Origin of the sequence: Brevundimonas vesicularis, from assembly GCF_900445985.1 — a bacterium.
GTDB classification, from domain to species: Bacteria; Pseudomonadota; Alphaproteobacteria; order Caulobacterales; family Caulobacteraceae; genus Brevundimonas; species Brevundimonas vesicularis_D.
Window position 1 is genome coordinate 21,210 of record NZ_UAQP01000014.1, and the last position, 25,672, is coordinate 46,881.

The following is a 25,672-nucleotide window of genomic DNA, read 5'->3' on the forward strand; positions in this document are numbered from 1 at the left end:
CGGCAAGTCGCGTCTTCGCGGCGCAGACCGGAGGACCCAGCGGCGCCGTCAGGCGAAATCCATCCGCCGCACGATCTCAAACACCTCGTCCGCGACAGGTTCGCGCTCTCGCGCGCCGCTGGGTTCCGGGTCTCCCCCCGCTTTCGCGAGGGTTCGCCCGGAATGACGAAAGGGAGGAATGCACAGCTAGCCCCCCTACCTATGCACGACGTCCCTTCCCCGGCCGTTGAAATCCCTCGCCTTTCGCGAAATCGACGGCCTCTACCCGATCACGCTACGGGGCGGCCTTAGACTGGCGGCGCGTCCTGTGTCGGGCGCGGGCGACAGGCCGGGGATGGGATGGACGACGACCACAGCTATGACGACGGCGGGTTCGAGGGGCCGCGCGATCCGTTTTACGATGCGATGACCCAGCAGGCGCTGGATCAGATCCGCATCCTGCGCGAGGCGGGTCTGGAGCAGACGTATCGCGACGCCCTGCATCACGATTCCTCGCCCGAGGCCGAGGCGGCCTTCTGGCGCGCGCACGGCCTGCCGATGCATCTGTTGCGGCTGCCCGATCTGGTCACCTCGGACCCCGCCGCGCGCGCGGCCGACCGGGTGCAGAACCGGGGCTATCGCCGCCTGTCGAAAGAGGCGTGGGAGGCGGCGGGCACGGCCTATCTGGCCGGCTCCACGGCCGAGGAGGTCAGCGCCGTCTATGGCATGGCGGTCAGCACCTTTCGCGCCCGCGCCAAGGATGAGGGCTGGCGGCGCGAAGATCAGCCCGATCCGCTGCGCGAGCCCATCGACCTGGAGGCCGAGACGGCCGAGGGCTTGCCCGACTATGGGGCCATGGCGGCCCACGCCCTGGTGCGGCTGAACCGGGCGCTTCAGGCCGGGCGCGCGCTGGAGGCCGCGCGATGGGTGCGGCTGCACGCCGACCTGACCCGCATGGCGGCCGCCCCGCCCGCACCTTCGTCTCCGCCCCCGCCGAAGCCGCCGACGCCGCCCAAGGAACCCGACCTGGGCGAGCGCGCCGCCGCCGTCGCCGAACAGGTCGGCCTGATCGCCCGCGAGGCCTGCGCCCTCAAACGCGGCGATTACGCCGGCCGCGACGCCCTGATGGCCCGCCTCGAGGCGCTCGACGACCTGAAACCGGCCCCGAGATCAGACGAATTAGACGAAATAGACGGTGTTTTTGTCGCCCCATCGCCGGACTGACCGTCTCCTCCCCATCGCCTGCGATGGGGAGGGGGACCGCGCCCTTTGGGCGGGGTGGAGGGGCTCTTGAGGCCCCACAGACGTCGATTTCACAGAAGGAACCCCTCCGTCACGGCGCCAAGCGGCGCCGCGCCACCTCCCCGCTGCGCAGGGAGGAGACGGCCTAGACCTCCGACGCGATCTTGCGCAGGGCCTCTTCGAACACCGAGGCCGGCTGGCCGCCCGAGATCAGATATTTGCCCTCGACCACCACGGCCGGGACCGAGGTGATGCCGCGTGCGCGCCACAAATCTTCGGCCTGGCGCACGGCCTGGGCGTAGCGGCCCGAGGCCAGCACCTCGCCCGCCTCGGCCCGGTCCAGCCCGGCCTTTTCGGCGGCGGCGGTCAGGACGCCGGCGTCGGTCAGGTTGCGGTTCTCGGTGAAGTGGGCGGTGAACAGCGCCTGTTTCAACGCCTTCTGCTTCTCCGGCGCCGTCTCGTGCGCCCAGTGCAGCAGCCGGTGGGCGTCGAAGGTGTTCCAGATGCGGCTGTCGTCGGTCATGCGCATGTCGAAGCCCACCTCGCCCGCCCGCTCGCGGATCATGGCGCGGTTGGCGGCGGACTGCGCAGGGCTCGCGCCGTATTTGCGGCCGATGTGTTCGACGATGTTCTCGCCCTCGGGCGCAATCTGGGGGTTCAGCTCGAACGGCTGAAAGGCGATGTCGGCGGCGATCCCCTCGTCCTTCAGGGCGTCCAAGGCCGTGTCCAGCCCGCCCAGCCCCACCACGCACCAAGGGCAGACGACGTCGGAGACGAAGTCGATCTTCAGGGTCTTGAGCGGAGCGTTCATGGCGCGGCCTTCTGGAACAGCGGGTGTTGCATAAGGATATGGGAAACATGACGACAAACGCCAGACCGTCTCCTCCCCACCGCGTGGGGAGGGGGACCCCGAAGGGGTGGAGGGGCTCTCGACGCTGCGCAGAGCCCCTCCGTCACGGCGCAAAGAGGCGCCGCGCCACCTCCCCATGGAATGGGGAGGAGACGCAAGCCTTATCCGATCTTCAGGTCTCTCGGCGGGCGGATCCGGCGCCAGCGCGCCTCCACGAAGGCGAAGGCGCCAAAGGCCATCAGCCCCGCCGCCGTCAGCCCCAGGATCCACGATCCGCCCGGCTGGGCCTCCAGCGCATCCAGCGCCGCCGCCGTCGTCGTCACCTCGCCCGAGCGCGCATGCAGCCCCGCCAGAACCACGAACACCCCCAGCGGCAGATAGGCGAACCCGCGCGCCGCATAGCCCGCCCGCGCCAGCGCCGTCGCCGTGCCGCAGAAGGCCTTCGGACAGGCCAGGGCGTCGTCGAAGTCGTCGCGGATCGCCCTGACGATATTGCCCACGCCGACGCCCAGCACCACCAGCCCCGCCCCGATCAGCAGCACCTCGCCGAACGGCATCCCCAGCAGCATGGCCGCCTTCTCCTGGTTCTCGGCTACGCTCTCGGCCTGGGCCGCCGAGGCGTTCGTCGCCTCGCCGAACTCGTCCAGATATTCGAACACCCCCGACGCCAGTACGCCGTAGAACAGGCCGCTGACAGCCTGGCCCGCCCGGGTCGTCCACCCCTTCAGGTCCGTTCCCTCATGGTCCGCGTCGAACACCGCCTGCAAGACCCGCCAGCCGACGAAGGCCCACAGACCCAGCCCCAGCAGCACCAGCCAGACCTTGCCGAACGGCTGCTCGGCCAGCCAGCCCGCCGCCCCGCTGGTCCCCACCGCATCGCCGATCCGGTCCGTCGCCGCCAGCAGGGTCAGCGCGCCAGCCGACAGGTAAACGAAGCCTCGCGCCCCATAGCCGACCCGCGCCGCCCATTCGATCAGGGTCGCCAGCGGCGGCAGGCGAAGGGACTTGGCAGCGTTCATGAGGCGTCTCTGGGCGTCGTCAGGACGCCTCAACGCACCGACGACGACAAAGGCTCCGCTTCACCCTGTGTCGACATCCGACAGACGCCCGCATGCGTATGCCGCTAAGGTTCGCGTCCTTGGGAGGCGTTCAGTTGAACATCTACGAGTTTCACTTTTTCGACGAGGCGGATCGCCGCCCCCTTCTCGACTTCTTCGACGGGGCCGACGACGCATCGGCGTTGGAGGCGGCGAGGACGCAGCTCTCGCATCACGCCTCGTGCGCGGGGGTGGAGGTGCTGGAGGCCGGTCGTCTGGTCGGGCGCGTCACCCGCTGAGCGTCGACCCCGCTCTGCTCGCTGGCGTACACAGCGCAGTAAAGACACGACTTTTCCCCAGAAAGCCGCGTGACATATAGCAACGCTGTGTCGAGTTTCGACAGACGCCGCGCTCAGATCGCCTTATGCGCGAACTTATGAACCGCCTCTCGCCTGGCAACCGATTGATCCAAGGGCTGAACCCCGACGATCGCGACGCTCTCATCGCCATCGCCACTCCGGTGGAATTCGCGCCCGGCCATGTGTTCAGCGAGCCTGACGACGCCATCGAACACCTGCATTTCATCGACAGCGGCTTCTGCTCCTCGGTCGCGGTGCTGGAGGACGGCCGGACCGTGGAGACCGTGATGATCGGGCGCGAAGGCGTGCTGGGCGTCGTCGCCTCGGTCGTGCCGCACCATGCCCACACCCGCAGCGTGGCCCAGGTCGCCGGGACGGCGCGCCGGGTGGACGCCGCCAAGTTCCGCGCCCTGTCGGCTCAACGGCCGGGCGTGCGTGACGCCGTCGCCGAATACATGGCCCGACTTCAGGGCGAGCTGGAGCAGTCGGCCGCCTGCAACGCCCTGCATCACGCCGGGCAGCGGTTCGCCAAATGGCTGCTGCGCTGCCACGATCGGGTCGACGGCGACACCCTAAACCTGACGCAGGAGTATCTCGCCTCAATGCTGGGCTCGCAGCGGACCACGGTGAACGAGGCGGCGCAGGGGCTTCAGAAGGCGGGGGCCATCGCCTATTCGCGCGGCCGGATCACCGTGCTGGATCGCGCCGCCTTGGAACGCGCAGCCTGCGAATGCTACCGCCGGGGCGGAGACCGGCAGCCCTAGTCGACCTGGGCGGCCGGCAGTTCGAGCACCGCCTTCAGCCCGCCCATGTCGCTGTCCGACAGCATCAGCCGCCCGCCGTAGGCGCGCGTCAGGTCGTCCACGATCGACAGGCCCAGGCCCGACCCCGGCGCGCTCTCGTCCAGTCGCGCGCCGCGCTGCATGACCGTATCGCGCTGGTCCGCAGGCAGCCCCGCCCCGTCGTCCTCGACCACCAGGATCATCTGGCCCAGGCCGCTGCCGCCCGCCGAGACGCGCACCCGGCGCCTGGAGAACTTGGCGGCGTTCTCGATCAGATTGCCCAGGATTTCCTGCAAATCCTGACGCTCGCCCAGGAAGGACAGGGTGTCGGGCGCGCGCCAGTCGATCTCGACGTTCTTGTCGCGGAACACCTGTTCGATCATGACCGCCAGCTCGTCCAGCACCTCGGCGACGGGCGTCGTCTCGCCCAGACCGTGGGCGGCGCGGGCGGCGGCGCGGGCGCGGCGCAGGTGGTGATCGACCTGTCCCTGCATGATCCTGGTTTGGCGCCGCACCAGCTCGGGCAGATCGCCCTCGCTCGTCCCCGCCTCCGCCAGCATGACGGAGATCGGCGTCTTCAACGCATGGGCCAGGTTGCCGACGTGGGTGCGCTGGCGATCCACGACCTCCTGATTGTGATCCAGCAGGCGGTTCACCTGCTCGGCCAGGGGCTGGATTTCCTGGGGGTATGAGCGGCCGATCCGCGCCGACCTGCCCTTGCGCACATCCGCGATCTCGTCGCGCAGGTCGAACAGGGGGCGCAGGCCGATCCGCACCTGGATGAAGACCGCCGATACGAGGCCGAGCCCCAAAATCAGGAAGGCGATCCAGGTCACGCGCGCGAACTGGCGCGTATCGGCGTCGACGTCGGAGCGATCCAGCGCGGCGATGAAGATGACCGGATGTTCGTGCCGGGGGATCGACTTCATGCTGGCGGCGACGCGCAGCGGCTCGCGCGTCTCGGCGTCGTCCTTGGGGCCGGTGGTGTTGAAGGTGATGACGTCGCCGAAGGCCGCATTCAGACGCGCGGGCAGGTCGGTGGGAAGGGCGAGGTCATAGCTCCACAGCGAGTTGGAGCGGGCGAGATTGACCAGCCGACCGTTGGGGCGAACCTCCATGATCTGCCAGTATTTGCCCGACAGCAGGCGCAGAGTTCGCGCGTCCTGGATTTGGGGGATGGGCTCGCCCTGCGGCGTGCGACTGGCGCCGACCACGATCTCGTCGATCGTCTCGTTCAGCATGGCGCCCAGACGCCGCAGGGCGGATTCCTGAAAGGCCTGGGTCAGCACCAGCGCTGAAATGACCAGAGCGACCACGATCCAGGCCGAGGCCAGCCAGATCAGCCTGCGGGTCAGGGAGCGACCGGGGCGACCGAACCAGCGGCCCCAGTCGTGGAGCACGCCGGCGTTGGGTTTCGAAGCCGTCGCCTCGGTCACGCCGGGTCGGATTCGCCCGCCAGCGGCGTCAGCCGATAGCCGAGGCCGCGCACGGTCTCGATCCGGTCCGATCCGACCTTCTTGCGCACCCGGCCGATGAAGACCTCGATGGTGTTGGAATCCCGATCGAAGTCCTGGTCGTAAAGGTGTTCGACCAGTTCGGTGCGGCTGATGACGCGCCCCTGATGCATCATCATGTAGTGCAACAGCCGGTATTCCAGCGAGGTCAGGCGCAGGGGCTCGCCGTTGACACTGGCCCGCGCCGCGCGGGGATCCAGCCGCAAGCCGCCGCACGACAGGGTCGCCGAGGCGATGCCCGCCGAGCGGCGCAGCAGCGCCCGCAGACGCGCCAGCAGTTCCTCGGTGTGGAAGGGCTTGGTCAGATAGTCGTCGGCGCCGGCGTCGAAGCCCGCCACCTTGTCCGACCAGGCGCCGCGCGCCGTCAGGATCAGGACCGGCGTCGTCTTGCCCTCGCGCCGCCAGCGCTCCAGCACCGACACGCCGTCGATCTTGGGCAGGCCCAGGTCTAGGACGATGACGTCATAGGGCTCGTTCTCGCCCAGATAGTGAGCTTCCTCGCCATCCGGCGCGTGGTCCACGGCATAGCCCGCGTCGCCCAGCGCCGCCTTAAGCTGACGCGACAGATCCGCGTCGTCCTCGACAAGAAGCACGCGCATCAGTTCGGCCTGCGACGTTGATTGTTGTTGTCAGGACGCGCCTGTCCGGTCTGGCCGTCGACCACGACCTCGCGCACGCGTCCGTCGCGTTCGACCAGAACGGAATAGTTGCCGTCGCGGCGCGGTTGGGTGTCGATGGGGCGACCGCCGCCGGCTTCGCCGCCCCGACGACGGGCCTCGTCGGGACTGACGCGCGGACCACGGTCCTGCGAGCGCGGATCCTGGTCGCGCGACTGGGCCTGCGCCGACGTCGTCATGACGGGCGCGAAGGCCAGACCGAGAGCCAGGGCCAGGGCCGGAGGGGCGATCAGGAGAGGGGCGGGTTTGCGAAACATGGCGACCGATCTAGTCCCGATCATCTGAACGGGCGCTGAATACGTCGTATAGTTTAAAGCGAACGCTGCTCCAAACCGACGACCAGACCTGAAGACGGCGTCATGACGTCTCTTTCATCCAGATGAACCGAACCTGATCGGTCCTGTTCAGAACCGGCTCAGTCGCCTGGTGCTCAAATCGCCTCATCGCTGGTCACCCTGACCGGCACAACATTTGAGGAGATCGCCATGCGCAAGCTCATCGTCCCCGCCGTCGCCCTGGCCGCCGCCTCGGTCGCCGCGCCGTCCTTCGCTCAATCCTATCACCACCGCCCGGCCCCGCCTCATCACGCCAACTACGGCTCGTGGCAGTCGATCAACGCCCGCCAGGCCAACCTGGATCGCCGCATCGACCAGGGCTACCGCAACGGCCAACTTAGCCGCCGCGAGGCCATCCGCCTGCGCAGCGAGTTCGACAGCCTGCTGCGCCTGGAAGCCAACTATCGCCGCGGCGGCCTGACAGCCTGGGAACGCCAGGACCTGGACCGTCGCTTCGACCGCCTTTCGGCCCAGATCCGCTACGAGCGCCGCGATCACGACAACCGTCGCGGCTGAGCCTTGAGTAAAAAGATGAGAGGCGCGGTCGAAAGGCCGCGCCCTTCTTCTGTTCCAGCCTCAGTTGTCGACCGTCGGACCGATGACATCACACGGCGAAGTGTCGGAACAACCTAACAGCGACCACGCAAGTCATTGATTGTCCGCACACGCTCATCGCCAATCAAACTTGAAACAAGTTTAGGCTGTCACTCGAACCGACGATATCGGATTCGCTCCAGCACCTGCATTGTATCCACATGAGCCGCTTTGGACCGATGTTGCTTATCGACACCGGGCCTTCGGGCTCGATTCTAGATAGGTGCTAATGCCCTAGAGAAAGGCGCCAATCCGCTTGTCGCCGGGCGATTTCCTCGCCGCGCCCGCACGCAGCTAAGTCGCCAACCACCAAACCAGATAGTAGGGCCGAGCATCGATTGACTGCCTGCCATTGCGCGGCCGAGATGGTCTGAACCGGAACATTGATGATGTTCACCCGAGACGGCGAGCCGTTGAAGGCGGCCGTGTACTGGGTGATCGGCATAAAGCGCCGGTTGGCCAGCGCCTGATCTCGCCACCGGCCCGCAGCGACAATATCTGGCGTTCGACCATGCAGGCCGTACATAGACACGATCGACATCGCCAGTTGCGCCTGTCCGTCTCCGCTGGTGGCGCGTGCTTCCACGGCGTCCGGAGCTTCAGACAAAGCCAAGTCCAGTGGCGCCAACTGTTCCGACAAGGGGACCGCCGGAACCAGGCTTTGGCAGGCAGCCAAGCCTGTGGCCGCCGCCAATCCGACAGCGGCACAGACCCTAGTTGAGCGTGGACGGCTCGGCGGCTTCATAGACTTTCACCACGCGCTGACCGTCCGGCGTCGCCGTATGGAAGCTGAACGGCTTGCCGCCGAAAACGGTGTTGGAGAGGTCGGCGAGGATTTCGTCCTGAGCGCCGAACGGGGCGATCAACTCAATGAGCCACGGTCGATCCCCGCCTTGCCATTCGTCGGCGCGAAGCTTGTTCGCGCCAGCCTTCAATCGCTCTTCGGTGTCCTCGGACACCATCGCCCAAAGCGCCACGGCCGCCGGACTGTTAGGGCCATAGAAGATGCGGAACTGCTCGACCAGGATGGCCGGCATGGCGAACCACTCCAGATCGCCGATGAACAGCTGCTTGTGGATCGGCGACTGAGTCATCAGCCAGGTGATCTCGCCCAGCATCTGAGCGACGGTTTTGGGGGCGGGGTTGGTGTCGGTCATACGGCTACTCGAACGGAAGGCTTAGGCGTGGATACGCGACGGCCCGGCGAACCGCCAGCGGTTGTCAGATGCAACGCCGGTCATGGCGTCCGCATCGGCTTCACCCGAGCGTTTCCAGATCGCTGAGCTTCCGCCTCCATTCTTGGGACCGAAGGCCGCCAGCGCCTGGACGAGTTGCTGGTGCTGCGACGCCGACGACGGGCGACTTCCGCCTTCGATCTCGGAGGCCTGATCGAGCGTGGCGAAGGGCGTCAGCATCGGCAGGCCCTCTGGCGACACGACAGCAGACCGCCACCACTCGCGTCCTTGCGCAATCGACGCTCGACTGAACTCCGCCGGCGCCCAGACATCGTCGCCTTCCGAAACGGCGCTCAGCAGGTTGGCCGCATCGTCCACGTCGAACAGCTGACCATAGCTGGACGGTCGCCCATCCACGCCAAAGGCGTCGACACGTTCCGCCGCTCCAATCTGAGCGTTCGAAACAGAAGAGGGGGCGAAAGTGCGTTGCCCCTCAGACTGACCGCCGACAGGGACCATGGCGGCCGAGGGGTCTTCGATCTCCGGCCGACCGAACGCCTGACCGAAAGCGCCACGGCCTGCGGACTGCTGTAGGGCTTCAAGGGTCGCCCGAACGCGCGCGTCCGTGTCGTTGATCGTTCCGCCCTTGGAGACCGTTCCATTCAGGACATCGGACCAACGGACTTCGTCATCCGCATAAAGACCGTCGTGGTCGCTGAAGTCGACAGAGATATCGAGGCTCTGATCGCCGTCATCCAACGCATGGTCGGCAACGAACCCTGCGCCCCAGTCTGCATCGTCGCGAAGCACCGCCATGTCCTGGCGATCGAATCCAAGGCTCGACCGGAAGCTGACCGGATCGGTCGGAGTTCCCAACACGGCACGCGCCGCAGCGGCGACGGTCGGATTGGACGCAAGCCGCCCAAGTTCGCCCGTGGCCGAACCATCGCCCCAGGCCGCACGCACCTGTTCTGCGGACAGGCCCAGTTCGTTGAGCAGACGACGCGCCAGTTGGACGTCGTAGGCCGTTCCCTTCTCGCCGGAGGCCCAGGTGAAGGACAGGGTGTTGTGCACGAAGCTGTCGCGCGTCGTGGCGGCGGTGTTGCCGGTCGCCACGCCCTTTAGGTCGATCTCGGTGATGCCCACCTGTTCGAGTGTTCGTAGTTCCTGCTCAGTCGAGCGGCCGTTCTGATTGCGATCGACCCACATCTTCAGGTTCGACCAACCGGCGTCCAAGGCGTTCAGCTTGCCGTCGCCATTGGTATCCCAAGCCTGCAGGCCTTCCAGATCCGTCTTGGCGCCTTCGCGATCCTGGACGAACGAGATTTCCGCCAGATTGTTGATCTGACCATCGCCATTGCGGTCGAAGGCCAGGATGCCGTTGGTCGGACCCACCCAAGAGGTGCGGGCGTATTGTCCGGAAGCCAGGCGCGACACCACGTTAGAGGACTCGACACCGGTCAGCTCAAGACCCTCTCCGCTCAAGTCGAAGACGATCGGCATGACGCCGCCATTGTACGAGTACTGAACCGTCCAGTTCAGATCGAGCTTGCGAAGATCGATCCAGGTTCCACCGGCGTTGATGAACTCCACCGTATTGAACGAGGCACCGCCGCCGTAGGCGTCCTCCCACTTCACGCCGCCGCTAACAACCCGGACGTAGTCGGCGACCTGGTGGGCCTCAAGATTAGGCGAAGCGGCGTCGCGGATGCCGATGTAGAGGTCGTTGCCGACCACTTTATAGATCACGTCGTCGGCCGCGACATTGGGACCGAAGACGAGGACGTCCTCGCCGCCGGTGTCATTGATCGTATCGCGTCCGGATCCCCGCTCGAAGGCGAACTGATCGTCGCCGGCGGAGGTGTAGATCGTATCATCGCCAGCGCCGCCGATGATGATGTTGCCGTGGTCCTCCCACTGGCCGGGCTGCATGCCGTAGATTGTGTCGTTGCCGCCGAAGCCGGCGATGAAATCGCCGAGCGTCCGGATACCGCTGATCGTATCGCCCCAGGCCGAACCGCCGCGATAGATTTCGAACTGCGAGACATCGAGCTGTCCCGACCCGTTCATGTCAATTGTCTTGATCCGATTGTCGTCGGCCGAGGCCAGTTTACCCTGGCTCACCGTCGGCATGTTGCCGTTGATGCGCACAGAATCCGAGGCGGTGTAGTAGATCGTCAGATGACCTCCGGCTCCATCTTGAGCGGAGAAGGTCAGCTGGTTGAACCCGATCCCAGCGCCGAACGACACGACGTTTCCGCCGATATTGTTGTCGCTGATGGTGTCGACGCCATCGCCCGCGTTGAAGTAGTACGTGTCGCCGCCGCCGCCGCCTGCGAGCGTATCGTTACCCTTGCCGCCGGTGATATAGTCGTCGGTCTCGGTCATCGCGATATAGTCATCACCCGCGGTGCCGATGACATGCTCCACGCCGATCAGGCTGTGAGCGCCGGCCGTCCCGTCAACGGCGCGCCAATTGACGACGCCGCCAACAACCTCAAGACCGCGACGATATCCGGTTTGTGTCTCGTAATGACCACCTGTCGATATCCACTGAGTGGATTGGTCCCATTGATCCGTCTCCCAATAGCCATCCTCCACCCAAACCTGATAGGTCGAGTTGCCTGACGCGAAACCTTCGGAATAATCGACCGTATCGAGGCCGTCGCCGCCTTCATAAACGTCGGACCCGACCGTCGCCACGATCCAGTCGTCGCCATCCAACCCCTTGATGCGGTTCGATCCGGCATCGCCCTTCAACTCGTCGGCGAAGCGTGAGCCGGTGAGATGGTCCATTTGCGCCCAGCGATCGCCGGTCGCATGACCTCCGAACGCCTCACCCGTAGTCATGTTGATGAAGACGCCGGCGTTCGATCCTTCGTACGAGAGGGTGCCTTCACCAGGCCCGAACATGAAGTCGGCGCCCGCACCACCTTCAAGGATGTCGTTGCCGAGGTTTCCATCGAGGAAATCGTCGCCGTCGCCACCTTTGAGGATGTTGTTCCCTGCGTCTCCCCAAAGATAATCGTTGAAGCGGCTGCCCGTGACGTTCTCAACGCCCTTGATCCAGTCGCCCATGATGTATTTGGCGTCCGCCCAATAGCTGTCGCCGTTGTTCCAGCTATTTGGATGGTTGCCGAGATTGACGACGACGCCGTTGATCCCGCCGACCGGCATCGCGCTTGCGTTGGTGGCCCACCCCCAGAAGTTCACATCCAAATTGTGCGTGAACGGCGCGGTGAAGCGTTCGTACGAGATTGTGTCGGACCCGGCTCCAGCATCGACATAGTCCATGATGTTGCCATCATAGTTGCCGTTCGCTTCCAGTCCGGGAATGTAGCCGTCCTGCTCCATCAGGAAGACGTCGTCGCCGTTCTCGCCGAAGCCGCCGTCGATGCCGCCGTTGAAGACGATCGTGTCGTTGCCGTCGCCGCCCCACATGCCTGATGCGAAGCCATCCCCGAACCAGGGGTGGTCGTCGCCTGCCCCGCTGACGAGGTAGTCGTCCCCGGCCCCGCCGACCAGTCGGTCGCGTCCGGCGCCGCCGAGCAGGACGTCGTTACCGTCGCCGCCCTCGATCGTGTCGTTGCCGTCGCCGCCGTCGATCCAGTCCCAACCCGCGGCGCCCGCGAGATAGTCGCCGTAACGGCTGCCGACCACGATGTCGTCTCCGCCTGTGACGGCATAGGTTTGGCCCGGCACCCAAACATACTGGCCGTTGCCGCCGTCATCAGGGTACATAGGCATTGTGGGAACCTCGGGTTGGGGGCCCCAACTCTGCCACTCCCAGTAGCCCTCGGTCGTGTGCTCGCTCCAGTCGCTCCAGCCCACAGCGGCCGTGCGTTGCGAGAAGTCCAGGAAGTCTCGACCCGCCGTATTGCCTTCGGTCAGCTTGGTGTAGCCGATCTTGGCTAGGTCATCGATGCGGAGGGCGTTGCCGCTCTGGCCCCAGTCAATCGCTGGCCCTCCTGACCGGCGGATCGTTGGTTGAGCAAAGAATGCGTAAGGATCGTTGCCGCCCGTTGAATACATGCGCAAGCTGAGGCGAACATATTTCGCGTTGATAGGCGCGGTGAAGGAAGCGCTCAACAGATTTAGATTTGCGAGGTCGCCATAAAGGCCGCCGCCCTCTTTGGCGGTCCCGTTCAACATCGAGTAGTCAATGTGTTGCTTGTTCGCGTCCAAAAACTGCACGTATGCCTGACCAAGGCTTCGGTGCTGGGCTGCGAGGACGCTGAAATCATAGTTGAGGCCGCCCTCAACGGAAACCAATGACGAAGTGGTGTCAGCAAAGGATCCTGGTGCCGGCGTTCCAAGACCGTGAACATAGAAGGTGGGGTTTTCTGCACTCCCCCACACTCCGCTCTGATTTATGCCCCTATCAAGGTTCGGCATCTGATGAGCTGACATCTGCCAGCCCGCCATGTTCTGTTCCCACGACGGGTTCAACAGATCATTGCTTAGCGGCGCGTCCAGCGCCTGGGGCAGGATGGAGAAGACGCCGTCCTGGACGGTGGGGCCCTTCACCGACAGGGTCATGCCGCCCAGAAGATCGCTGACCCGAACATCCTCGAAATGCGCGCCATAGGCCGACAGACCCATGCTGGTCAGGAAGCCCTGCAGGCCGCCGTTGAAGTCGGCGCTGTTCCACTGGTCCAGCTTCAGTTCGTTGATGCGTTGGAGTGTGATGATCCACGGATTGGCGATGGCCTGGTCTTCCAGGGCCGAGATGATCTTGTCCACGGTCGGCTTGTGGCCGTAGTAAAATCCGTGTTCGTTGCTATCCAGGGCGGCGATGCCTTGCGTATGGACCTTATCGATGGTCGCCTTGTGCGTGGCGTAGAAGTCCTTCTCGGCCTGGCCCAGCGTGTTGTAGGCGCCGGTGATGTAGCCGTTTATGAGCTCGCGATTGTTCGCATAAAAGCGATAGTCCGAGGCGATCTGCAGGTCGCCCAGCAGGGCCGTCAGGTCCGTCGCAGCCGAGTTGGCCAGCGCCCGCTTGGCGAAGATGTCGCCGCCGATGATCTGGGTCTGTTTGATCGACCACATGACGCCCTTGGACACGGCGTCATCGGCCGAACCCACATTCTGCTGCGCCGCACTAGGGCTGCCCAGCTTGACCCACAACTGCCCCCCGGTGTGCCCATAGAAGCTCTGCAGGCCGGCATTTGACGCAATGTATTGGCCGTTGCGCCACAACCCGTTCCCCCAACTCGTCGCCTCATATGGCATGTCACCGGCAAGGACAGTCAACAAACCATTCAGCGTATCGCGAGCAGATCCCGCCATATCTTTGACAAGTCGAAGATTTCCGCCGTTTGACGAGTTAATCGCCCCTAGCTCGAATTGGTCAGTTGTGTAGTCAAGATAGACTTCGGCATTGGCTGTTGGGGTCTTGGGCTTTTTTCGACCAAATAGGTTGCCAATTAACGCCCCTAGAACAAAGCCTACAAAGGCACCTATCCCAGGAACGATCAAATTGCCCAATGCCGAAGCGAGCTTACCGGCCCCGAAAATCCCAACGCCGATTTGAGCAACCGCTACATACGCCCCAGCCGCGGATCCCAATGAAGAAAGCAAGGCTCCAGCTTGCGTCTGAGGAGAGACAACAAGAGAACCGAGTTTCGCACCTAGGCTCAGGACTCATAGCCAGAACAGCACTGTGGCGGCGAGGGCTATGGCGGACAGGAAGACGGTCGGGCAGCGATCGTAGCGAGTGGCGACCCGTCGCCAGTCTTTCAGGCGGCCAAACATGATTTCGATCCGGTTTCGCCGCTTGTAGCGTCGCTTGTCGTAGCGGATGGGTTCGGTCCGGGATTTGCGGCCAGGGATGCACGGCGTGATCCCCCTGGCCTGCAAGGCGTCCCGGAACCAGTCGGCGTCGTAGCCCCGGTCCCCCAGCAGCCACTGGGCGCGGGGCAGACTGTCCACGAGAGCGGCAGCGCCGATGTAGTCGCTGACCTGACCCGCTGTCATGAAGAGGCTGATGGGCCTTCCGTTGACGTCTGTCACGGCGTGAAGCTTGGTGTTCATGCCGCCTTTCGTGCGTCCGATCAGCCGCCCGAGGCCCCCTTTTTTACCGCGAGGCTCGAAGCCGTGCGGTGCGCCTTCAGATAGGTCGCGTCGATCATGACAGTCCGACGTTCGGTCTGGGCGCCGGACAGGCCCTCCATCATCCGGACGAAGACGCCCGCCTCGCTCCACCGCTTCCAGCGATTGTAGAGCGTCTTGTGCGGCCCATAGGCCGACGGCGCATCCCGCCAGCGCAGGCCGTTGCGGTTGACGAAGATGATCCCGCTCAATACCCGGCGGTCGTCAACGCGCGGCTTGCCGTGGCTCTTGGGGAAGAAGGGCTCCAGCCGAGCCATCTGCTCGTCCGTCAGCCAATACAGGTCGCTCATATCCAGACTCCTCAGGAGCCTGAATCAGATCGCACGCCTCACTTCAATGGGTCCTGAGCCTAAGTAAAGCGCATTGCGGTCAAGAACGACGTCTGCTTTCGCAGGGATATGTCGCTTTATTCTTGATGTCGAACGACAGGCTGGGCTGGCAATCCAAAAATGCGCCGAGCCCATTCACGCGGCTAAGTCTGGAGAGTGTTCTTCCCCGAATAGCCAAGCCTCGGTTTCTCAGCCAAAGCCAGATCGGAACTATGCAAGGCCCCTCGCCTTCTCACCAAAGCAGGATGGCGTAGCTCGCAGTCATTGATCGGAATGTCAGAGTCGCTTGAGCGCCAGAAGCGGACATTGGCGGCTGTGCAAGAACGCGACATAGAAGCTCGGCGTGGGCCTGGTTACTGATTGTTCATTGAGTTCTGATCTAGGCTCAGGACCCATTGATGTGAGGCGAACGATCTGATTCAGGCTCCTGAGGAGTCTGGACATGAGCGCTCTGTATTGGCTGACGGGCGAGCAGATGGCTCGGCTGGAGCCCTTCTTCCCCAAGAGCCACGGCAAGCCGCGGGTGGATGACCGCCGGGTGCTGAGCGGGATCATCTTCGTCAACCGCAACGGCCTGCGCTGGCGAGATGCGCCGGCGGCCTACGGGCCGCACAAGACCCTCTACAACCGCTGGAAGCGATGGAGTGAGGCTGGCGTCTTCATCCGGATGATGGAAGGCCTGTCCGGGGCTCAGACCGAACGCCGCACGGTCATGATCGACGCGACCTATCTGAAGGCGCACCGCACGGCTTCGAGCCTGCGGGTAAAAAAGGGGGTCTCGGGCGACTGATCGGACGCACGAAAGGCGGCATGAACACCAAGCTTCACGCCGTGACCGATGCGAACGGAAGGCCCATCAGCCTCTTCATGACAGCGGGTCAGGTCAGCGACTACATCGGCGCTGCCGCTCTCCTGGACAGCCTGCCCCGCGCCCAGTGGCTTCTGGGAGACCGAGGCTACGACGCCGACTGGTTCCGGGACGCCTTGCAGGCCAAGGGGATCACGCCGTGCATCCCAGGCCGCAAAACCCGCACCGAACCCATCCGCTACGACAAGCGACGCTACAAGCGGCGAAACCGGATCGAAATCATGTTTGGACGCCTGAAAGACTGGCGCCGGGTCGCCAACCCGCTACGATCGCTGTCCGACCGTCTTCCTGTCCGCCATAGCCCTCGCCGCTACCGTGCTGTTCTGGCTATGAGTCCTGAGCCTAGGGTCAGGCCGTTGTCTCGCAAGAAGGCTTCATACTGACACCCTCTGTACCGCGCCCAGTCCGAGGCGCTATTGTCGCTCCGATCTCGACACGCCCAATAGGCGGACCATCCTCGCCATCATCAAATCCGTCAACATCTCAGCCGCGCGGGCGGTGATTGGCGAGCCCGCCTGACCGAAATAGCGGATCGATGCATCAAGGCGATCATCGCTCACGCCGTCGATGGCCGCCTTGATATCCGTCCATTTGGATTGCCCAGGCGAAGGCTCTTCCACATCCAGGTGGCGAGCGAGCAGGAGAATCGCAGCAGTGTCTTGAGCCGACATCGACCTGTTCGATTAGTCTCGCAGACTGGCCGGAACCTGGCCGCCATTCTCCGCAAGCTTTCGCCAGACCGCTTTGGACAGGGCGATGTTCTGTTCCGCCGAGCCATGAGCGCCAGCGTGCACGCCCAACTCCTCGGCGAGGTCCTTGCGGGCGTCGAGGCTGGAATCCAGGTCGAGTAGCTTGAGCAGATCGACGATCGATGTCCGCCAGTTTCCACCGCCGCCCTTCATCTCGGCCATTTGGGAGAGGATCTGGTCCACATCGACCGGTTGAGGCGTGAAGGGAGTGGTGGGCGCCGCAGGAACGGGCTGTGCCGAGACTGGGGTGCTCGTGGGCGCTTGGGCCTGAGGCGTCGTCGGACGCGCCTTATGGCCGGTGATCTTGTCCCAAATTCTTCCGAAAAAGCTCATGAAGTCTCCTCTGAAGGTGAATGGCCCGGGCGCTAGCCCCGGCCTGTGCGGTTAGCGCTGGACGACGACCAGTTCCGTGCGGCGGTTTTCAGCCAGTCCTCCGGCGGTGGCGTTGCTGTCGACGGGGTTGGTTTCCCCGCCTGAAAGCGCCTCGATACGGCGGGCATCCACGCCGGCTGCCGTCAGGGCGGAACGGACGATGTCGGCCCGGGCCTGGGCGAGGGTTCGGTTCGCGGCGTCGGAGCCGCGCGCGTCCGCATAGCCGTACAGGCGGATCTTGGCATTCGGGTAGCGGCTCAGAACAGCGGCGACGGCCGCGATCTCGGGACGATCTTGGGGCCGAATGGTGCTGCTGCCGGTGTCGAAGTTGACGCGCTCGAACGCGAAAGTGCGCGGGGCGGCGTCCGAGCCAGCGAGGTAGGCGTCCAGCCCCGAAACCCCAACGGAAGCATTTGTGGCGGGCATGACCGGCGTCTCGGTCGTCGGAGCTACGGCGGCGTCGTCAGTCGCTGCGGGATCCATGGCGGCGCGGTCGTCGCCACAGCGGGTCAGCATGAGTAGCAGCAGCAGGAGCACGACGGCTCCGATGATCCAGGGGAGGTATTTGCGCCAGGCCGGGGCCACTGGGGTCAGGCGAGGGTCGCGATCGCGGTTATCGGTCATGTCGAACTCGTCGTTAAATGGGGAAAAGAATGCGGCCGGCGATCTCGTCGATCGTCGGCCGCGGGTCTCACTGGGGCGGGGTCTTCGTGACCTTGTCGGCCCACGTCTGGGCCACCTTGCTGGCGGCGTCGCGCCCGCCGAGCCCGAAGGCTAGCGCTGCCGCCACCGCAGCCGCCCCCAGGATCAGGCCGAAGGCGAGAAGGACGATATCGTCGGCGATGCCCATGAAGCGAAGGCCCATGGCCGTCGCCAATGCGATCGTGGCCCAACGCACCAGGGTGGAGGCGAAGCCATCGGCGCCGCCCGTACCCTTGTTGATCAGGTTGGCGAAGACACCGCCGATCAGCACGCCGGCGGTGATAATGATCCCGCCGACGATGACGTGTCCGGCCAGGGCCAGGATTTCCTGCAGCGTCACGGCGATCGTGCCGAACTGCAGAAGCTTGGCGGCCTCGACCGCCGTGAAGGCGACGATCGCCGCCATTGCGATCTTGCCCACGATGCTGGACGGCGTCATCGGCTTGGGCACATCGCTACCTAGAGCCCTTGCGGTAGCCGGTGTCACGTCACCGGCATAGGGAGCCGCGGTCGGCTTCGGCGCGGCCGGCGCCTGAGTCGTGGCGGTCAGAGCCGTCAGGCTCGAGATGCTGCGATCGAACCCAGTCGCCGGCAGGATGCGTTCGATCAGCTGGGCGACCCAGCGACCGATGAACCAACCCACCGCCAAAACGATGGCAGCGGCGAGAACATGCGGGATCGCAGCCAAGACAGTCGACAGCACGGCAACCGCCGGAACCGTCAAAGACTCGATGCCCAGCTGCTCCAGCGCCGCGATCGTGATTGGGATCAGAATCAAGACGAACACCAGGGTGCCGATCGCGGTGCTGACGCCAGTCGAGCCCGTCGCCTTGGTCAGGCCGGCCTTCTCAAGCCAGCGATCCGCGTTGGCGGCCTGCAGTGCAGCCTCGACGACTCGCTTGGCCAAAGTCGCGACTACAAACCCAATGAAGAAGATCAGGACCGCGCCGAGGACGCTCGGAACGAAGGACGCGACCTGCGTGAGCAGTGAGTTCAGGGGCGTGACGACCTGGCCCAGGTTCAGGACGCCGAGGGCGGCGACGACACCGAACAAGAGGATTAGCCAAAAGGCGACATCTCCCAGGCTGGCGCCGATCGAGTGCTTCGGGTTGTCACTGGTGCTCGCCTTGGCGGCGCCAGGAATACGATTGATCCCCTTCGCCAGGACCCATTTCACGGCCTTGCCGATAAACCAAGCCGCGATGAGGATCAGCACAGCGCCGATCACCTTGGGCGCCCACTCATAGAGCAGCGCGTCCCATCCGATGAACTCGTAGTTTGTCGTTTGCATACATCCCTCAGGCCTGCCGCTGATCGCGCGGGTTTCCAGTGGGCCTAACAAGATCGAGCCTGTTCTTGTTCCGGCGCTAACGAGAGGATTCGCCGGAACGGATAGTTGGCTCATCGCTAACGGGGCAGAAGCGGCTTTCCGAACGTCCGCACGACATCCAATCAACTCATCCAGCAGGAACATCCATGTCGACGCCAGAAGATCTGAAAGGCCTCTACACCGACGAGCTGAAAGACCTGTGGTCCGCCAACGACCAGATGCAGCGCGTGCTGAAGGAGATCGCCCCGAAAACCTCTGATCCTTCGCTTAAGGAAATGCTCGGCAAATCGGTTGAAGGCATTTTAAAGCATACCGAGCTGCTGAAGGAGCTGCTCGCCGGGCAGGACGAAAAAGTCTCCAAAGAACACTGCAGAGGCATGGAAGGCCTCGTCGCCGAAGCCACAAAGCATGTCCTCGAAGAGGGTCCGGAGAAAGTTCCCGTGTTGGACGCCATCATCATCGCGCAATATCAGCGGATGTCCCACTATGGCATCGCGGGCTTCGGGACAGCAGCGGCCTTCGCGGCGGGCTCGGGTCTCAAGGCCGACGACAAAAAACTGAAGGCCGCGACCAAGGACATCTACGAGAGCGATCAGTCCATGACCGAGCTGGCGGAGCTGACGGTCAACCTAAAGGCCAAGGACGCTTGAAAAAGTTTGGGCGGGCTTCACCGGTCCGCCCTCTCGTCCGGCTGAGGCTTGCGTCTGGCGCGCTCTAGGCTCAGGACCCATTGATGTGAGGCGAACGATCTGATTCAGGCTCCTGAGGAGTCTGGATATGAGCGCTCTGTATTGGCTGACGGGCGAGCAGATGGCTCGGCTGGAGCCCTTCTTCCCCAAGAGCCACGGCAAGCCGCGGGTGGATGACCGCCGGGTGCTGAGCGGGATCATCTTCGTCAACCGCAACGGCCTGCGCTGGCGAGATGCGCCGGCGGCCTACGGGCCGCACAAGACCCTCTACAACCGCTGGAAGCGATGGAGTGAGGCTGGCGTCTTCATCCGGATGATGGAAGGCCTGTCCGGGGCTCAGACCGAACGCCGCACGGTCATGATCGACGCGACCTATCTGAAGGCGCACCGCACGGCTTCGAGCCTGCGGGTAAAAAAGGGGGTCTCGGGCGACTGATCGGACGCACGAAAGGCGGCATGAACACCAAGCTTCACGCCGTGACCGATGCGAACGGAAGGCCCATCAGCCTCTTCATGACAGCGGGTCAGGTCAGCGACTACATCGGCGCTGCCGCTCTCCTGGACAGCCTGCCCCGCGCCCAGTGGCTTCTGGGAGACCGAGGCTACGACGCCGACTGGTTCCGGGACGCCTTGCAGGCCAAGGGGATCACGCCGTGCATCCCAGGCCGCAAAACCCGCACCGAACCCATCCGCTACGACAAGCGACGCTACAAGCGGCGAAACCGGATCGAAATCATGTTTGGACGCCTGAAAGACTGGCGCCGGGTCGCCAACCCGCTACGATCGCTGTCCGACCGTCTTCCTGTCCGCCATAGCCCTCGCCGCTACCGTGCTGTTCTGGCTATGAGTCCTGAGCCTAGGCCCGTCGCCGATGTTTGAACAGTTCACCTTCGATGGATAGTGCGAATGTCAGCCAAAGCGCCATACGATCCGACATCCGCAGTGTCGCCATCCATTTCGATGTCGAGATAGAGTTTTTTGTTCCTCCCGAGCTAACGGATTTGTTGGCGCCTGACGTCATCGACGCAGGTCAGGACGCAATGTTCCACACACGACCCAGACCCCGCCATAGATGACAGCGAGGCCTGTCAGAATGGCTGCCAAACCTGAGACTTCTGAAAGGCTGGCGCCCATGGCGTTCAGGCGAACAAAGGCCTGAACCGCAGCGGTGGACGGTGAAAGATGCGCGAGCCAGACGAGACCTTCAGGCATCATGAAATGCGGCCACGCAGCGCCGGACAGGAAGAACAAGGGCGCGGAAGTGCCGACCAGAACCTGCAGGACTCTCTCATGGCGATCGAAAAGCACGCCTATAAGCAGACCCACAGCGGCGACCGCTGCTGAAAAAATAGGCGCCAGCAGTAGGACGCCCATCAGGTTGCCGGCGCGCGGATAGTCCTGAAACCAGAATACGAAACCGAAATAGAAGAGGCTGGATGCTGTCCCAATCGCCGTAAGCGCCAGCCACAGACCCAAGCGCGCGCTGCGTCTCAACCTAGGCGCGGCGGTCTCTCGGCGCACGGCTGTAATCACGCCGGCGCCCAGCAATAGCGTCTGCTGCAGGATGATCAGACTAACCGCCGGCACGGCATAGCCGCCATAGCCCTCCGTCGGGTTGAATAGCGAAACCTGCTCCAGAGTCGGCGCCAATCTGACGGCACGGGCGATATCAGGCAGCCCTTTCAACTGCGCCTCGGCGACCTGCGCTGTTGCGGCGGCGACGGCTTTGCCGACGGCTGTGACACGAACCAGATAGCCGCCGTTAAGCCAGATGGCCACGCCCGTCGGCGCTCCCCTGACCAGATTGGCCTCAAAACGCTGAGGCAGGACGACGACCCCGTCAACCACGCCGCGCCGCATCAGTTCGAAGCCCTCAGGGGGGGATGAAATCACGGCGGCGACCTCGATCTCGCGCGAAGCATCCAGGTCTTCGACAAGGGTGCGCGTCAGCGCTGTCTGCGTCGGTGTCGCTATGGCGATGGGCAGTCCCGTCGCGGCCTGTCCGGCATAGGCGGCCGGATAGTAAAAGGCGTAAAGGACGACGGCCAGGATCAGCAGGCTGCTGACCGGCCGCGCCCGCGGCAGATTCCGGAAAGTCGCAGCGAAGGCGGCGATAACGCCCTGTTGCGGAAGCGGAAAGTTCAGACTCTCCGGCTTGGGGACAAGACGCGAGCGTCCCCGGATGAACAGCGCCGACAGAAGAAGACCAATCACGGCGACGCCGCTCAGGATCATCAAGTCTCGCCATGCCGCTGCTGAAGCCGCCCCCGTGACTAGCTGGCCCGTCTGCAGCCGTAGATAGTGCGTATAGGGAAGCATATCGCTCCAGATCCGGGCGAAGCGCGGCCCATGGTCCAGCGGGAGAGTGCCGTTGGAAAAGGCGATGGCCGCGCCCGAATAGATGGCGGTGGCCGAGAACGCCATATCCACCTCGCCAAGCGCGGCGACCAAAAACGCTGACAAGACTACGCTCACCGCCATCAAGGCGAGTACGCCAAGGGTCAGCATAGGGAGAGAGCCTGCCACACCCCAGCCCCGGACGCCGCTGAGCCAAGCGATCCACGCCAAGCCCCACAGGCTGAAGATCACGAAGTGCGGAATGAGTCGCCCGACCAGAGCTGTCGTCGTGAAGCCGTCTGTCTCGGCCTTGAAGCATTTGAAGGAGCCGCCCCGCATCAGCCGGCCAACCGCCAGCACCGCGGAACAAGCCGCCAGCAGATGAAGGACCCCCGGCGCCAGAAGTCCGCCGAGAAAAAGCTCGAAGCTGAGCTGCGGATTGCCGACGATCGACACTTGGACAGCGGGGAGTTGCAATGCGGTTTCGGGCAATCCTCTCTGGCGCGCGCGTTCTTGCAACTGCTGGCCGGCCGCTGATGCGATGGCCGCGCTCTGTCCCAAGGCGGACAAGGCGCCGACCGTCTGGAAGGCGCCGTTGAATGATACGGTCACCTGTTCCGGCCGACGAAACGCACCGTCAGAAAAATCTGCTGGAAAATGAGCGACGCTGTAAATCTCGCCCCGCCGCATCAAGGCCATGGCCTCCGTCATCGTCGTTGGAGCATGGGCCACGCGAACACCGGGGCTCGCCTCCATGTTGCGGATTGCGGCGCGGCTGAAGGCCGAATTGTCCTGATCGACCACGGCGACCGGGGCCTGACGGATCACTCCAGGGGCCAGCATTGCCGCGATGACCATCAGCAGGATCAGCGGCAGGCCGAAGGCGACGAACGCGTCCCACGGTCGGGTCACCAAGATGCGCGCCTCGTCCCGAACGGCCGATACGAAGACGGCCAAGAGGCGTTTCACCGTGCGGACCAATCGAACAGGACGCTCATGCCAGGCCTCAGGCCGTTGACAGGTCGAACAGGCTTGGCCTTGACCTGAAAGCTTCGCACATCATAGCCGCTCGACTGCCGGGTTGAGCGCCAAGTGGCGAACTCGCCTTGAGGACTGATGGCGGTGATACGGAAAGCAACGTCAGTAACGCCGAGTGCGGGCACGTCGCCACGCACGATCGCGCCGATTTTCAGATCGCGAAACTGATCCTCGCGCACACTGAACGTAACCCACGGGTCGCCGATGTCCACGATTGTGAAGACTGGCACGCCCGTGAGCACGAGCTCGCCGACATTGGCGAAACGCTCCGCAACCTCGCCGTCATTTGGAGCGAGCAGTCGTGTCTCGCCTTGCAGGCTTTGGACCTCAGCGACGGCGGCCTGCGCGCCTTGCACATTGGCGTCGGCAACAGATTTTTCCTGTGGCCGTGTCCCTGCCAACGCCTTCAGATACTGCTGACGGGCGGCTTCGGACTGCGAGGCTGTAGCAGCGCGAGCGGCCACGGCTTCGTCACGGCGCTGGGCGGAAATCACGCCTTCGGCGAACAGGTTCTCCGCCCGCCGCGCAGTTTGGTCCGCCAAACGAGCCGTCGCCTGAGCGGCGCGCCAGATGGACTCGACCGACTGCACATCTTCGCGCCGAGCGCCTTCGCGGCTCATTGACTGAATGGCTTGGCTCGACTGAAGCAAGGCGCGGGCCTGAGCGTCCTTTGCTGCAACCTCCGGACTGCTCATCAGAGCCAACTCTTGACCGGCCTTCACCTGATCGCCCTCTGACGCGAGGAAGCGCTCCACGCGGCTGGGCACCTTGGTCGCAACGGTGAAGGTCTCCGCCTCGACCATCCCCTGAACCTGATCCTGGGCAGGACGTGCCGCAAGGAAGAGGCCAACGATGATGAAGGCGATCAGCAGAACGAGACCAACGCCCACAATCACAGGCAGAATGCGTCGCCGTGCAGACGTGCGACCGGCCGCGATGGTCGGCGCACCGTTTGTCGGGGCATCGGCAAAGGGAGGCGTCTCGCTCATGGCGCGCTGATCCGATCTTCGCGTTGCAGATAGTCGTTCAAAGTCAGATCGCTTCCCGACGCCGCTAGCAGGGCGGCCAGGCTGAGATCATATTCGTAAGCTGCTGCCGCGCGTTGCAAACGCGCGCCCCCCAGAAGATTGCGGGCGTCTACGACCGAGGCGGCTGTGGCCTCACCTTCACGGAATCCAACCTCCTGGACTCTAAGATTTTCGCTGGCGGCCTGCAGGCTGCTGTCCATGCTCAGAAACTGACGGCGCGCCAACTCCGCCTGATTATAGGCTCGCGTGACCAGCAATCGGGCGTCGTCTCGGGCCTGTCGTTCCACCTCCGCAGCAGCCGAGGCCTGAGCGCGCGCTGCGCCCAGCATGCGTCGTCGATCCACCGTCGCTATCAGAGTGTAGCGGGCGCCGACCCCGACCGCCCAATCCGGCTCGGTCGGCAGAGCGTCGTCTGGATTCAGATTGTAGGTTCCAAATGCATAGACGGACGGCTTCATTCGTGACGCCGCAAGATCGGCGCCCGCCTCGGCAAGATCGCGCCCGGCTTGAGCCTGCGCAAGGCGAGCATTCGACTGACTTGCCTGGTCAAGAAAGACGCCGGCTGGACCGATTGGGTCACGGTTTACGAATAGGGGCGTGGTTGGAACGACGGCGCCATTGGTGTCAACAACCCTGGCGAGGGACGCCACGGCGTTGTCGTGCTCCAGTTCGGCCCTGTTGACCTGCCGCTGCGCCGCATCGCGGGCCACTTCGACCTGAAGCGTCTGGGCGTGGCTGAGCACGCCTTGCGATTCCAACAGTCGAGCATTGCGCAAATGCAGATCAAAGCCGTCACGGGTCTCGTGTGCGATCTTCAGCGCTTCGGCTGCCAGCACCTGGCCAAAATAAGCCCGCGCCAGATTTACGTCCTCCAGACTAATAGCTTCCTGCTGCTTCGCCTGCGCCAGATCCACATTGGCCGCCGCCGCTCGTCGGAGAGCTGGAATCGCACCGCCGGTATAGATCGGTTGAAGCGCCGTCACCGTGGGGCGAAAGGTCGTGTCATCGACCTGCAGTCGGACGTCTTGCGGCAAGGCGGCGAAAATTTCCGGAAGCGCCGCTTCCAGCCGCTGACCGACACTTTGCAACACGTCACCCGGCACACCGGGCAAGTCCGCGATGAGCCCGGGAATGGCGGCGCCGAGCTCGGCCTGCGCGCGGTCCAGCGTGTCGCCCAGCGAGAGATCGAATGTCTTGCGATAACGGATCAACTGAGCATCGAGCGCTACGGTCGGCCGATTCAGCCCGGCAGCCACATCCGCCTGGGCCCTTGCGGCCTGCATCCCATAGCCCGCAGCGCGACCGAGACTGGAGTTAGAGCGAACACGTTGCTGAGCAGCCGCATAGGTCAGAGCGACTGTGGCGCCGCGTTGGGCCGCCTCTGTGGGCGCGGCCTGAACGTGGGAGACCGCCGCAAGGGCGTTCGGCGCTGTTCCGGCCAAAATGCCGACAGCAACCGAACCGATCCAAGCTGCACGCATCGATTCACCCCGCCTTCAGGAACGACCAAATAACTCAAGCGCAGCCGTTACGTCCAGCAACTGGCGTTGCGAAATCGGCCAAAGGTCCAGCCCT

At 64.2% G+C, this 25,672-nt stretch carries 21 protein-coding genes and 2 pseudogenes; 7 read left to right on the plus strand and 16 right to left on the minus strand.

Annotation, left to right across the window (positions count from 1 at the left end):
• Positions 1 to 339: 339 nt before the first annotated feature.
• Positions 340 to 1,203: a hypothetical protein gene (locus tag DT343_RS09175; protein ID WP_112862656.1), complete on the plus strand. Its 864-nt coding sequence runs from the start codon at positions 340 to 342 to the stop codon at positions 1,201 to 1,203.
• A gap of 163 nt (positions 1,204 to 1,366) precedes the next feature.
• Here the strand turns inward: DT343_RS09175 and DT343_RS09180 are convergent, their stop codons facing one another.
• The gene (locus DT343_RS09180; protein WP_112862657.1) at positions 1,367 to 2,032 is read right to left on the minus strand and encodes a DsbA family oxidoreductase; all 666 of its coding nucleotides are present in this window, start codon (positions 2,030 to 2,032) and stop codon (positions 1,367 to 1,369) included.
• Between the two features lie 200 nt (positions 2,033 to 2,232).
• Positions 2,233 to 3,090 (minus strand): DUF1206 domain-containing protein, encoded by an 858-nt coding sequence (locus tag DT343_RS09185; protein ID WP_112862658.1) that lies wholly within the window; start codon positions 3,088 to 3,090, stop codon positions 2,233 to 2,235.
• A gap of 92 nt (positions 3,091 to 3,182) precedes the next feature.
• Here DT343_RS09185 and DT343_RS09190 point away from each other — a divergent pair, with 92 nt between their 5' ends.
• Positions 3,183 to 3,407 carry a hypothetical protein gene (locus DT343_RS09190; protein WP_112862659.1) on the plus strand — a complete coding sequence of 75 codons (225 nt, stop codon included), beginning with the start codon at positions 3,183 to 3,185 and terminating at the stop codon, positions 3,405 to 3,407.
• A 125-nt stretch (positions 3,408 to 3,532) separates the two neighbouring features.
• Positions 3,533 to 4,231, plus strand: a complete 699-nt coding sequence (locus DT343_RS09195) for a Crp/Fnr family transcriptional regulator (protein ID WP_112862660.1) — start codon at positions 3,533 to 3,535, stop codon at positions 4,229 to 4,231.
• Here the strand turns inward: DT343_RS09195 and DT343_RS09200 are convergent.
• Genes DT343_RS09200 through DT343_RS09210 form a run of 3 tightly spaced genes read right to left on the minus strand, consistent with a single transcriptional unit; the run spans position 4,228 to position 6,697 of the window.
• A complete protein-coding gene (locus DT343_RS09200) occupies positions 4,228 to 5,685 on the minus strand; it encodes a sensor histidine kinase (RefSeq protein ID WP_112862661.1) in 1,458 nt (485 codons plus the stop codon). The two genes, DT343_RS09195 and DT343_RS09200, sit on opposite strands and share 4 nt — an antisense overlap.
• Positions 5,682 to 6,362, minus strand: coding sequence for a response regulator transcription factor (locus DT343_RS09205; protein ID WP_017505887.1), 681 nt, complete (start codon positions 6,360 to 6,362; stop codon positions 5,682 to 5,684). Before DT343_RS09205 ends, DT343_RS09200 begins: the two co-directional genes overlap by 4 nt.
• Complete coding sequence (locus DT343_RS09210; RefSeq protein WP_112862662.1) at positions 6,362 to 6,697, minus strand: hypothetical protein; 336 nt, start codon at positions 6,695 to 6,697, stop codon at positions 6,362 to 6,364. The genes DT343_RS09205 and DT343_RS09210 overlap by 1 nt, the downstream gene beginning before the upstream one ends.
• Positions 6,698 to 6,925: 228 nt before the next feature.
• Here DT343_RS09210 and DT343_RS09215 point away from each other — a divergent pair, with 228 nt between their 5' ends.
• Entirely contained in the window at positions 6,926 to 7,291 is a 366-nt protein-coding gene (locus DT343_RS09215; protein ID WP_112862663.1) for a hypothetical protein, read from the plus strand.
• Positions 7,292 to 7,595: 304 nt separating this feature from the next.
• Here DT343_RS09215 and DT343_RS17220 read toward each other — a convergent pair whose 3' ends face one another.
• The 4 genes from DT343_RS17220 to DT343_RS09230 all read right to left on the minus strand — a co-directional run bounded on the left by DT343_RS17220 (position 7,596) and on the right by DT343_RS09230 (position 14,945).
• Entirely contained in the window at positions 7,596 to 8,009 is a 414-nt protein-coding gene (locus DT343_RS17220; protein ID WP_146756732.1) for a hypothetical protein, read from the minus strand.
• 73 nt (positions 8,010 to 8,082) lie between these two features.
• On the minus strand, positions 8,083 to 8,526 hold the full coding sequence (locus DT343_RS09220) for a toxin-activating lysine-acyltransferase (protein ID WP_112862664.1): 444 nt from the start codon (positions 8,524 to 8,526) through the stop codon (positions 8,083 to 8,085).
• Positions 8,527 to 8,547: 21 nt separating this feature from the next.
• Complete coding sequence (locus DT343_RS09225; protein WP_146756733.1) at positions 8,548 to 14,124, minus strand: calcium-binding protein; 5,577 nt, start codon at positions 14,122 to 14,124, stop codon at positions 8,548 to 8,550.
• 63 nt (positions 14,125 to 14,187) lie between these two features.
• A protein-coding gene (locus DT343_RS09230; RefSeq protein WP_112862666.1) for an IS5 family transposase occupies positions 14,188 to 14,945 on the minus strand; the annotation gives its coding sequence in 2 pieces (ribosomal slippage) (positions 14,188 to 14,624 and positions 14,624 to 14,945; 759 coding nt in all).
• A 481-nt stretch (positions 14,946 to 15,426) separates the two neighbouring features.
• Between DT343_RS09230 and DT343_RS09235 the strand changes: the two are divergent.
• Positions 15,427 to 16,185, plus strand: a pseudogene (locus DT343_RS09235) (IS5 family transposase).
• Positions 16,186 to 16,265: 80 nt separating this feature from the next.
• On the opposite strand, the gene DT343_RS09240 reads toward DT343_RS09235, so the two are convergent.
• From DT343_RS09240 to DT343_RS09255, 4 genes are all read right to left on the minus strand, one after another.
• Positions 16,266 to 16,523, minus strand: a complete 258-nt coding sequence (locus DT343_RS09240) for a hypothetical protein (RefSeq protein WP_112862667.1) — start codon at positions 16,521 to 16,523, stop codon at positions 16,266 to 16,268.
• A gap of 12 nt (positions 16,524 to 16,535) precedes the next feature.
• Complete coding sequence (locus tag DT343_RS09245) at positions 16,536 to 16,934, minus strand: DUF3597 domain-containing protein (RefSeq protein WP_112862668.1); 399 nt, start codon at positions 16,932 to 16,934, stop codon at positions 16,536 to 16,538.
• 51 nt (positions 16,935 to 16,985) lie between these two features.
• Positions 16,986 to 17,597, minus strand: coding sequence for an OmpA family protein (locus tag DT343_RS09250; RefSeq protein ID WP_112862669.1), 612 nt, complete (start codon positions 17,595 to 17,597; stop codon positions 16,986 to 16,988).
• Positions 17,598 to 17,664: 67 nt separating this feature from the next.
• Complete coding sequence (locus DT343_RS09255; protein WP_112862670.1) at positions 17,665 to 18,966, minus strand: mechanosensitive ion channel; 1,302 nt, start codon at positions 18,964 to 18,966, stop codon at positions 17,665 to 17,667.
• 185 nt (positions 18,967 to 19,151) lie between these two features.
• Between DT343_RS09255 and DT343_RS09260 the strand changes: the two genes are divergently transcribed.
• Together DT343_RS09260 and DT343_RS09265 are read left to right on the plus strand one after the other, a co-directional pair.
• The gene (locus DT343_RS09260) at positions 19,152 to 19,655 is read left to right on the plus strand and encodes a DUF892 family protein (protein WP_112862671.1); all 504 of its coding nucleotides are present in this window, start codon (positions 19,152 to 19,154) and stop codon (positions 19,653 to 19,655) included.
• Positions 19,656 to 19,782: 127 nt separating this feature from the next.
• Positions 19,783 to 20,541 (plus strand): annotated as a pseudogene (locus tag DT343_RS09265) (IS5 family transposase).
• A gap of 170 nt (positions 20,542 to 20,711) precedes the next feature.
• Here the strand turns inward: DT343_RS09265 and DT343_RS09270 are convergent.
• Genes DT343_RS09270 through DT343_RS09280 form a run of 3 tightly spaced genes read right to left on the minus strand, consistent with a single transcriptional unit; the run spans position 20,712 to position 25,578 of the window.
• The gene (locus tag DT343_RS09270) at positions 20,712 to 23,000 is read right to left on the minus strand and encodes an ABC transporter permease (RefSeq protein WP_112863772.1); all 2,289 of its coding nucleotides are present in this window, start codon (positions 22,998 to 23,000) and stop codon (positions 20,712 to 20,714) included.
• Entirely contained in the window at positions 22,997 to 24,058 is a 1,062-nt protein-coding gene (locus DT343_RS09275; RefSeq protein WP_181669166.1) for an HlyD family secretion protein, read from the minus strand. Before DT343_RS09275 ends, DT343_RS09270 begins: the two co-directional genes overlap by 4 nt.
• A complete protein-coding gene (locus DT343_RS09280) occupies positions 24,055 to 25,578 on the minus strand; it encodes a TolC family protein (RefSeq protein WP_112862672.1) in 1,524 nt (507 codons plus the stop codon). The genes DT343_RS09275 and DT343_RS09280 overlap by 4 nt, the downstream gene beginning before the upstream one ends.
• Positions 25,579 to 25,672: the final 94 nt, after the last annotated feature.